At 43.6% G+C, this 5,988-nt stretch carries 4 protein-coding genes and 2 pseudogenes; 4 read left to right on the top strand and 2 right to left on the bottom strand.

All coding sequences use genetic code 11. From position 1 onward, the window contains the following. Nucleotides 1-706: Cu(+)/Ag(+) sensor histidine kinase (locus AB7E14_RS19340; RefSeq protein ID WP_428169813.1), on the top strand; the 706-nt coding region annotated here is incomplete at its 5' end. A 562-nt stretch (nt 707-1,268) separates the two neighbouring features. Then, nucleotides 1,269-2,000, top strand: a complete 732-nt coding sequence (locus AB7E14_RS19335; protein WP_058587742.1) for a bactofilin family protein — start codon at nt 1,269-1,271, stop codon at nt 1,998-2,000. Between the two features lie 193 nt (nt 2,001-2,193). Here the strand turns inward: AB7E14_RS19335 and AB7E14_RS19330 are convergent. Next, nucleotides 2,194-2,286: pseudogene (locus AB7E14_RS19330) on the bottom strand (DUF4942 domain-containing protein); the annotation flags it as partial. Further along, nucleotides 2,277-2,444 (bottom strand): annotated as a pseudogene (locus AB7E14_RS19325) (DUF4942 domain-containing protein); the annotation flags it as partial. The pseudogenes AB7E14_RS19330 and AB7E14_RS19325, both read right to left, overlap by 10 nt. Nucleotides 2,445-2,460: 16 nt before the next feature. On the opposite strand from AB7E14_RS19325, the gene AB7E14_RS19320 reads away from it, so the two are divergent. Together AB7E14_RS19320 and AB7E14_RS19315 are read left to right on the top strand one after the other, a co-directional pair. Next, nucleotides 2,461-2,808: an HAD family hydrolase gene (locus tag AB7E14_RS19320; RefSeq protein WP_428169812.1), complete on the top strand. Its 348-nt coding sequence runs from the start codon at nt 2,461-2,463 to the stop codon at nt 2,806-2,808. A 1,395-nt stretch (nt 2,809-4,203) separates the two neighbouring features. Next, a partial coding sequence (locus AB7E14_RS19315; RefSeq protein ID WP_428169811.1) for an ESPR domain-containing protein occupies nt 4,204-5,988 on the top strand: 1,785 nt, incomplete at its 3' end.

Raw genomic sequence — 5,988 nt, 5'->3', positions numbered from 1 at the left:
ACACATGATCGAGCGTATCGAAGACGATTTTACCCGCCAGTCCAATTTTTCAGCTGATATTGCCCATGAGATCCGTACCCCTATCACCAACCTGGTGACGCAAACAGAAATTGTCCTCAGCCAGCCCCGTAGCCAGAAGGAGCTGGAAGAGGTGCTCTATTCCAACCTCGAAGAATTTAGCCATATGGCGAAAATGGTCAGCGATATGCTGTTTCTGGCGCAGGCCGATAACAACCAGCTGATCCCGGAGAAAAAAACGATCAATCTGGCGGATGAAGTCAGTAAAGTATTCGACTTTTTTGAGGCGCTGGCGGAAGAACGGGAAGTCGGGTTGCATTTTGAAGGGCGTCCATGCCTGGTATCCGGCGATTCAGGTATGCTGCGCCGGGCGATCAGCAATCTCCTCTCCAACGCGATGCGCTACACGCCATTGGGCCAGAGCATTACCGTCCGGCTGACAGAGGCGGACGAACAGGTGCACATCATCATTGAAAACCCGGGAACACCTATCCCTGCCGAACATTTACCACGGTTGTTTGATCGCTTTTATCGCGTGGATCCATCCCGCCAGCGCAAAGGCGAAGGCAGCGGCATCGGACTGGCGATCGTGAAATCGATTGTGACCGCACACCACGGAAAAGTGTCGGTGACGTCGGATGTAAACGTGACCCGGTTTACGTTGAGTTTACCGAAAGAGCAGGTCTGACTGACCTGTTCCTCATGCCGCAGTCTCCCTCTTCAGCACCGTCAGTTATAAGATTCATCCTAAAAAACAGCGGCTTATCTTGACTTATTTTTCATCGATACATTTTTTTTACATTTTCGTCACTTTTCTACGCTTCACCAATCCACTTCTGTAGCCGCATGGTTGATTGTCAATCTTCTCTCTTTTGTCCGATAACACCTTGCCCGCTATCGAAGGAATATCCCTCTCCACGCCACTCCTCATCACTAAAAATTCAAACTACTGCACAAAATTCGTCACTAAAAGGGAATAATAATCCGAAAAATTGCCCCTCTATAAATTCTGAAACATCGCAAAAAAATCATCTCAGATTTTGCAATGTGCAATCAGGAACTTATCTGTTCCTTCTATCGCCTTGACTATTGTTAATATAGCGTTGATATTTTTTAAAAGGTTTAACTTTAAATTATTACAAGCAGAATAAAACATCGTTTATTTTTTATTGTGTAATAAGCCTCTGGGTGATACCGTAAAAATACACACAAACAGTTATAAATATAAACAGGAGATGACATAAAATCTTATGCAATATAACCTCCTGTGGCTGGTCTGGGGGCTTTGGATTTACCTCATCATCCATTACGGCGTAGGGGATCAACATTTTTACATCACGTTAAAGTCTCGATGGAAGATTGTTTCCGCGATTATTTTGAGCTGTGGTTTAATTTATGCTGTTTATTTATTTTCATCATCGACGGGGATCCGGACCATGTTTAAACGTAAAGGGCAAAATTCGACTTTTGCTGATACCAATACAGATATCAACATTGCATCTTCTCTTAATTCTTCCCAGGTCTCCTACCTCGGTGACGACGTAGAAATCACGGTAAAACCTTCGCACAGTGCACAAATGGAACCCTCCGTTGCAGTTATTCCTGAATCCTGCATTATTAAGGGCGAATTGAACTCTACCAGTGACATTCACGTCAATGGTCGTATTGACGGTATTATTCGCTCAGAGAAAACCGTCCATATTTTAAAAAGTGGACACGTTGAAGGTGATATTATTGCTTACGCTATCGCCATTGATGGCGTGTTAAATGGCAACTGTATTGGTGGCGAAGTCAGTATTAATGCGCAGGGTATTGTAAATGGTCAGGTGAAAAGTGATTCTCTGGCTATTCACAAAAATGGCCGTTTCTATGGCAACTCATTACCACGTGAGGAAGAAGAAGAACATGAAAATGCGTTTATTTCCGCAATGGAATCAGTGAAAGAAAATACGGTCGATATTTCAGACTTTTATAGAGAATAATGTATTTATCGACATGCCGGATGCTGGCGATGCCTGATCCGGCTCCTACAGGATTCGAATACAGGTCATATAACCATTGTTATTACAGCGTTTTTATCTGTTCGAAAAACGCCGGAGCTCCCAATTAAACCTCCAATCGTATTTCGCTAAAAACACCCGTGATATCGAGCCCAGTAATGATAACGATGAACTATCATGCTGCCAATATCCCCGGATAATGCTTAGTGATAATGTCATTCAGTTTTTCAACAAGTTCTGACCGCTTAAAGGTAATGTGCGCAGTCCCCATTTATTCGCGTTGCCCCCGCCAATACTGTCGGTGAGTGCAGAAATATCACTGAGCTGATGAGTAAGGATTTCTGTCAGGCTCAGCGCAGCATTACGTCCAGAGATGATGCGTTCAATGCTGGTGGAGCAAATCACGTCAGTGTAATCGGTTAACAGGGTCTATTCTGAGCTGATGGGATTAGGTGTGGTCACTAACTGTTCGGCGCGCCTCAGGCGCATTGCTGCGGATCTTGTCGGCGTTCCCTTCGATGTCGTCGTGACTTCCGAACAGGCTGATTTTTACAAGCCGCATCCTGAGCCGTATCGTCTGGCGTTGTGTAATACAGGCTTTGTTCCTGCCGAGGCTATATTTGTCGCTGGCTCAGCTTATGACATGTGTGGGACGCAAAAAGTGGGAGTGCCCACGTACTGGCATAACAGGGTTGGGCTGACAGCACCTGAAGGTGCGCCAGAACCTTTCACAGGGCGCGCCACGATCGACACGCTGTTGCAGGATATTGAATCCCTTGGCCGTTCTTAGGCTTCACCCTTTCTGATTGCAATAGGGATTGTCTCCCTCTCGCGCGGATCCGGACGTGTGCTGCTGGCCTGCAAAGAACGGGATCCGGTGAACCGCACCAGCTTTTTTGTCCGAGGTTTCTGACTTGATGATCCATCCATTTATCTAACGGGATGGAAATGTTCTGGGTTGCAGCGACACGAAACAATGAGAAACGCTTAAGACACAAAAAATGGGCATGGCATAAGGCTAATTTACTGATACGTCCCCCTTTATCAGGGTATTGTTCAGAAAGAAAAATCTGAATTTTATAAAATTTACCCGGTCAGATTACGAATTACGGCTGCCACCCTCTCGTAACACTGTTTTTTTAACAAATTTTCATATCTAACGAAAAAACAAAAAAAGAATAATACAATCATAACGTTGTGTTTTTTACATGATATAAAAATGGAGATTATTAATTCATAACAACAACTTAGAAAAATATCATTATATACAATCACTTAAATTAAAATTACAAACCACGCCCATTACTTTTTAGCAAATTGTGCTCTCGGGTGACTACTTCCAGCCTCATCTAATGTTTGCAATATTCTTATTGTCAGATGCAAATATCTCAACCTCAAAAGAGCAAGTAAGTGATATTTCCAGAAAAGACGCCCCTCATTTAAAACGACCACCAGGAATTATATAACTGGTTTGTCCAGCTGCGTTAATATTACTTTTTTAACATTTTAGCGCTGCTTGACTCTCTTTTAACACAGTGCAAAACTGCTATTGGGGAATAGCAAAAGGACAGATCCATAAAACCATTTCAACTGGTAGTGTGTCGATATCATAAACAGAAAAAGAAAATGTCTTTATGATACTTTCTTATTTGTTCCCTTGTTGTTTTATTTTACAGAGGTCGTAGAAATGTAGACCATTCTCCGAGAATGCAGTTTGTCAGCAGACTGCAATACGTAATGAGTAGTTATATTTGCCGACCAGGCACCGTTCAGGTGCCTGTAAGGGCAGTAATGTCATTTCATTACCCCTTATATAAAACCTTGATGTAGGTAATAGGAAATATAACCACCCTCTCTAAGATTATTTTTTTCGTGCTTCAGATATTGAGAGGCACCGGAAATCTTTTATCGCTCTTACGGAAAAAAAAGCATTCGCTTGAACAACAAAAAAAACATAAAAAATCACCAACGAGTATATAGCATGGAACAACTAAAAATTCGCAATATCAATAATTCTTGGGGGCTGATTTCAGTACCGGAGAATGACTCTGGAAGAGGCAATAATCTCATCCGGACAAATAAAAAGACTGCGCCAATGATGTGTAGTGGTACAGGGAAGGCTCAGTACAGTGACAGAGCCGACACCTGTGTAGTCAGTTTTGGCACAGTATAAGAGGTGTCCATTATGAACAAAATCTATCGCGTTATCTGGAACAGCACGCTGATGCAGTGGGTTGTCACCTCTGAGTTAGGCCGCGGGAAAATTAAACGCGCGGTCAGTAAGTCTGTGAAGGCGGCTGGTCTGATGGCAGTGCTGTCAGCGGGTGCTACTGCTGCCACCTGTGATGTCGTCACCTTTAATTGTCAGTTGGATGATTCCTGGACCCCAACTTTAGAGAATAACCAGAACGGAGCTGCTGTCATTTCTGACGGGAACACGTGGTCTGTTTCAGGTGTAAATACATGGACAGCAGGAGGAGCCACATTCCAGATAATTTCCACCCTTCAGGAAATAATTGACGCGGGTTATGACGTGACGCTAGGCGGTTCTGCGGTGACGTCATTACCTGATGTCGGGAACAAACTTATTTATCCCGGCTTAACCACCGCAGTGACAGTGTATGATCCTATTACAGCAAGTAACAAAACTGTTATGGTTTACAGTTCAGAGGCATTTAACGAACGGGATGCCTATACCTTCAGTCCGGGTATGAGGTTTGTTTTGCCGAATGCAACCCCCTATATTGATACCCGCCTGGCGACGGTCACCAATGGCGTTGCAAATATCGAATTAAATCAGAATGAGTATAATATTGGTGAAGTAAGGGACAGTTCTCTGGTCTTTGTTGATGGTACAACAGCAAATAAAGCTACTGCTAACTGGATTTCACAACAGAAAATTCAGGCCAGATTTGTAGATGATTTATCTGGGTATTCGACACCGAGCATAGTAGACATTCAGAGCGACAGTTATTCAGGCACTTTTACGGCTTTTGATGGCACATCACATACGGTCAGTTCCCTGTCTGACTTTAAAGCATGGAATGACTGGCTTGTCAGTAAATTGTCCTCAGGTGAATTAGCTTATGCCAGTTATCAGAGTGAACTGCAAAAAGCATATATCTCCACCACGCAGTCTTACCAGGTATCCCGGTCTCCGGATGGATTTGATGTTTCTGTTTACGGAAACCCTGATACAGCATTCTTCCGTGCAGATGGTCAGAATGCGCTCATTACTATCGCAGAAGGGGGCTCGATAGATGTGAGTGTTAGTAGCACTCCAGCGTTTAAACTTATTCAACTTGATCATAACGCCACATTTATCAATAACGGAACGGCGATGAGTACCAGCAAAATCGCACAAGTGAATAGTGGCTCATCCTTTATCAACAATGGATTCCTGAGTCTGGGTGGCAATGTCTTTACCGGTGAGTATCAAAACGTTAGCATCCAGGTTGACGGCACTGACAGTCATTTTATAAATAGTGCGCAAGGGATTTACACTATATCGCCACGTTATAACTATACGAATAAAGCCCAAAACTCTTATGTTTCAGGAATAACGACAACAAACGGTGCCTCCGCTGAAAACGATGGCATCATTAATACTGGTTACTGGGCGAATTCAACCGACAAACTCCAGACAGGTAACGTTTACGTTGCCAGAACGTTCAGTGGTACTAAATTCGTTAATACCGCGACGGGCCATATCAATTTAGGCTACACACAGGACGGAAGTAGCGAAGCCTATCTGAATACTGAAAGTGCTGGTATTCGTACTGAGTCTGGTGGCAGTGGCGAAAACCAGGGGATTATCACTCTTAGTTCTCAAGCAAATGGTGTGTATGGCCTGTATGCCGCCAATGGTACGAATTCGCTAACCAACAGCGGATCGATTAATGTCAACAGCAACGGTGGGGACGGTGATTTTGTTCCTTCCGAAAGTATTGGTATTTATTCTCTAAGTAAA

This window comes from Citrobacter sp. (genome assembly GCF_050252275.1).
Taxonomy (GTDB): domain Bacteria; phylum Pseudomonadota; class Gammaproteobacteria; order Enterobacterales; family Enterobacteriaceae; genus Citrobacter_A; species Citrobacter_A amalonaticus.
Note: the sequence above shows the minus strand (reverse complement) of the source record. Positions and strands in the feature narration are given on the sequence as shown.

What these genes read in the sequence shown, in the direction of transcription:
- AB7E14_RS19320 (WP_428169812.1), top strand. Translation starts at nt 2,461, where the DNA reads ATGGGATTAGGTGTGGTCACTAACTGTTCGGCGCGCCTCAGGCGCATT.
- AB7E14_RS19335 (WP_058587742.1), top strand. Translation starts at nt 1,269, where the DNA reads ATGCAATATAACCTCCTGTGGCTGGTCTGGGGGCTTTGGATTTACCTC.